Origin of the sequence: Aeromonas sp. s6, assembly GCF_040907815.1 — a bacterium.
Lineage (GTDB): Bacteria > Pseudomonadota > Gammaproteobacteria > Enterobacterales > Aeromonadaceae > Aeromonas > Aeromonas caviae.
The window spans coordinates 1-3,874 of record NZ_JBFOCN010000047.1 but is presented as its reverse complement, the minus strand read 5'-3'; the positions used below and the strand labels follow the sequence as shown (position 1 = coordinate 3,874).

The 3,874-nt window shown below is 42.2% G+C and carries 4 protein-coding genes; 3 read left to right on the top strand and 1 reads right to left on the bottom strand.

Translation table 11 applies throughout. From position 1 onward, the window contains the following. The coding region (locus tag AB5Y50_RS06895; RefSeq protein WP_368162397.1) for an IS4-like element IS50R family transposase at positions 1-941 on the bottom strand (941 nt) is incomplete at its 3' end. A 101-nt stretch (positions 942-1,042) separates the two neighbouring features. On the opposite strand from AB5Y50_RS06895, the gene AB5Y50_RS06890 reads away from it, so the two are divergent. From AB5Y50_RS06890 to AB5Y50_RS06880, 3 genes are all read left to right on the top strand, one after another. After that, entirely contained in the window at positions 1,043-1,603 is a 561-nt protein-coding gene (locus AB5Y50_RS06890) for an alpha/beta hydrolase family protein (RefSeq protein ID WP_368162517.1), read from the top strand. A gap of 256 nt (positions 1,604-1,859) precedes the next feature. After that, on the top strand, positions 1,860-2,072 hold the full coding sequence (locus AB5Y50_RS06885) for a hypothetical protein (protein ID WP_368162515.1): 213 nt from the start codon (positions 1,860-1,862) through the stop codon (positions 2,070-2,072). 31 nt (positions 2,073-2,103) lie between these two features. Then, positions 2,104-3,621, top strand: coding sequence for an ATP-binding protein (locus AB5Y50_RS06880; RefSeq protein ID WP_080988552.1), 1,518 nt, complete (start codon positions 2,104-2,106; stop codon positions 3,619-3,621). Positions 3,622-3,874: the final 253 nt, after the last annotated feature.

The window sequence follows — 3,874 nt, the reverse complement described above, 5'->3', positions numbered from 1 at the left end:
CGCAAGGCTTGGGCTAGCGACTCGACCGGTTCGCTGGTCAGCAACAACCATTTCAACGGGGTCTCACCCTTGGGCGGGTTAATCTCCTCGGCCAGCACCGCGTTGAGCGTGATATTCCCCTGTTTTAGCGTGATGCGCCCACTGCGCAGGCTCAAGCTCGCCTTGCGGGCTGGTCGATTTTTACGTTTACCGCGTTTATCCACCACGCCCTTTTGCGGAATACTGATCTGATAGCCACCCAACTCCGGTTGGTTCTTCAGATGGTCGTACAGATACAACCCAGACTCTACGTCCTTGCGTGGGTGCTTGGAGCGCACCACGAAGCGCTCGTTATGCGCCAGTTTGTCCTGCAGATAAGCATGGATATCGGCTTCGCGGTCACAGACCGCAATCACGTTGCTCATCATGCTGCCCATGCGTAACCGGCTAGTTGCGGCCGCAGCCAGCCATTTGCCACTCTCCTTTTCATCCGCATCGGCAGGGTCATCCGGGCGCATCCACCACTCCTGATGCAGTAATCCTACGGTGCGGAATGTGGTGGCCTCGAGCAAGAGCACGGAGTGAACCCACCATCCGCGGGATTTATCCTGAATAGAGCCCAGCTTCCCAAGCTCTTCGGCGACCTGGTGGCGATAACTCAAAGAGGTGGTGTCCTCAATGGCCAGCAGTTCGGGAAACTTCTGAGCCAACTTGACCGTTTGCATCGCGCCAGCCTTTCTGATCGCCTCGGCAGAAACGTTGGGATTGCGGATAAATCGGTAAGCGCCTTCCTGCATGGCTTCACTGCCCTCGGATGAGATGGTTATTGATTTTCCAGAATATTTTGCCAATTGAGCGGCGACGTTAACCAGACGGGTGGTACGGCGAGGATCACCCAGCGCCGCCGAAGAGAAAACAGATTTGGCCCAGTCAGCCGTACGATGAAGAGCAGAAGTTATCATGATCGTTACTATGTTGGGAGTCACATAGAAGATCAGATCCTGGAAAACGGGAAAGGTTCCGTTCAGGACGCTACTTGTGTATAAGAGTCAGTATCAAGGCTGTGCTCGATACCGTTCGAAAAGATGGGCAATACAAGAGATTTATCCTCTTGGGTGGCAGTGAAGGGGCCGTTATCGCCAACCTGGTGACCGCAGATGTTGACTATATCGATGCCACCATCGCCTTTAATGGTGGTGGCCGCTGGTTTATCGATGACGTCTCACACAGCATCGCGGTAAAGCATAAAAACCCCGAAGAGGCGAGAAAAGAGATCGACGATTTCAAAGGGTTTGCCGAGCATGTTCTTAACAACGAACCCTTTGAGCTTGACGTCAGCGGGCATGGTTATCATTGGTGGCAGCAGATGCTCTCCATCGATCAGCTTGATACCCTTAAAAAAGTAAAGTCTCCTTTACTGATCGTGCAGGGGGGAATGGATACTTCGGTATCACCGCAAAAAACAGATGAGTTGGTGCAGCGCCTTAAAGAACTCGGGAAGAACAATATCGAGTATCGGCGTTACGAAGCACTGGATCATGGATTCAAGGACAGTGATGGGGAAAATCAGCGCAATGAGGTTGTGAGCGATATGAATTCATGGTTAAAGACAAATTTAAGTTAAGCAACTCTGACTAAAATTCTGCAACGCTTATCATTATTCATGTAGACCATATTTATAAAAACTGTCCTTTGGGGCTGTTAAAACAAGAATGTGTAATTTAAATTGGTACTTACTAGTCATTTATTCATCATAATTATAACTGTACGCTATGCTAAATTCAGATTGGTGACAGCCCTATAACTCAACAGATAATCTATATACGACATATTATCATAAACAGCAGCCACCTAGCTTTATTATTATTGAGATTACAATATTGAAATATACAATACAAAACAATACAAAACAATACAAAACAATACAAAACAATACAAAACAAAACAAAACAAAACAAAACAAAACAAAACAAAACAAAACAAAACAAAACAAAACAAAACAAAACAAACCAAACCAAACCAAACCAAACCAAACCAAACCAAACCAAACCAAACCAAACCAAACCAAACCAAACCAAACCAAACCAAATTAAACCAAATTAAATTAATGGAGCCATCTAAACCATGAATATATTAGCACTAAAAGAAAGAACCAAGAATCTCCTTTCGCTTGGAGAGTCGCATTTCAGAGAATTTAAATCTGCCTACCAAGGACCTTTAGATAATAAAAAGCCAGGTTCAATTAAGGATCTCAATAGATATATAGCAGAAGCCTTAGTTGCATTCTCCAATGCAGATGGAGGAAGTATAATTATTGGTGTCGAGGACGACGGAACTGTAACTGGCCTTCCATTTACGGAATCTGAAATTCAGAGTATGTTATCAGCATACAAAGATTACATACATACTGACAGTATTCTTCCCATTGAGATTGAGACAATAATTCGTGATTTAAACGAATGCACTGTTTTATTATTTTCAGTTTCTAAAGGGACGGATGAAATATATCAACTATCTGATGGTCGCTGTGTTGTTCGTAAAGATAAGCAAACTGTACCGGTATCTTTCAAACGAATACAGTTCGAAAGACAGGAAATATTATCAAGAAGTTTTGATCGTGCTTTTGTTGACGGGGCTACTGTTTCAGACCTTGATCAAACTCTAATTCAAAGTATTTCATCTTCATATTTAGTTGGCTTGAGTGTAGAATATTATCTGCAACAGACAGGCTTGGCTGAGTTTGGTTTAAATGACCTTAGGCTAAAAAATGCTGCCATTCTGCTTTTTGCTAAAGACATTTCCAAGTGGGCCCCAAGATGTCAAGTGAGAATAGTACAAGTAGAAGGGGACAATCTCAAAACAGGAAAAGATTACAATGTTGTCAATGATGAGATCATAACAGGAAATATATTTAGTTTAATCACAAACTCTTGGAATAAATTAAGACCATTTCTCGCATACAAGACAGAATTTGGAATGGAAGCAAAGTTTGAACAAAAATACATTTATCCTGAAGAAGCAATAAGAGAAGCATTAATAAATGCAATTACTCATAGAGATTACTCAATTCAAAACGGTATAGACATATTTATATTTAATAACCGTTTAGAAGTTTCTAGCCCCGGGAGACTACTCTCGACAATAAGTATTGATGATCTTCGTGCACTAAAAGGTGCCCACGAATCAAGAAACTCTCTAATATCTAAAATTCTTCGTGAAAATAGCTTTGTCCGAGAGCTCGGTGAAGGCATGCGCCGAATTTTCTCATTACTAGAATCTCAGGAGATGGAGTCTCCAATTCTAAACAATGCGGAAAATTACTTCTCCATAACATTTAAAAACAAATCAATATATTCTGCAAAAGAAGAAAGCTATCTAAATATATTCAACAAGTTCGAACTAACTGCAAACCAGAAGCGCATTGTCATTTTGGGAATAAAAAAAGATGAAATCAGCCCGCAAGACATTTATAAAGCGATGAACACAAATGATAGAGATACATATGATCGTGAGGTCACTGGTCTTAGAAGGCATGGAATATTGGTTCAAACTCGAACAAACCCCTCGGCTACAATACTTGCTAAAAAACTTAAAATAACAAAGCAAGCTATCGGTAGATTCAAAATAGAGATGCCTAAGTAAAATACTTAGAATTGAATGGAGGAACGCTAGCAATAAAATAGTTGCAAATAAAGATAACATCGATATCTGTCGATTAAACCACGCTGCCACTGTATGTAGGTTCGAATAGCGCAGCGTATTAGGACAATCGCAAATACCCACGCCACGGCATCAGCAGGGTGTACAGATCTAGTTATCACCTGACACCGGCCTCAAACCGGTGTCTTGTTTACGCTACTTTAGTGCGCACTTCCTTCGGTATCAATTTCAGACC

What these genes read in the sequence shown, in the direction of transcription:
- AB5Y50_RS06880 (WP_080988552.1), top strand. Translation starts at nt 2,104, where the DNA reads ATGAATATATTAGCACTAAAAGAAAGAACCAAGAATCTCCTTTCGCTT.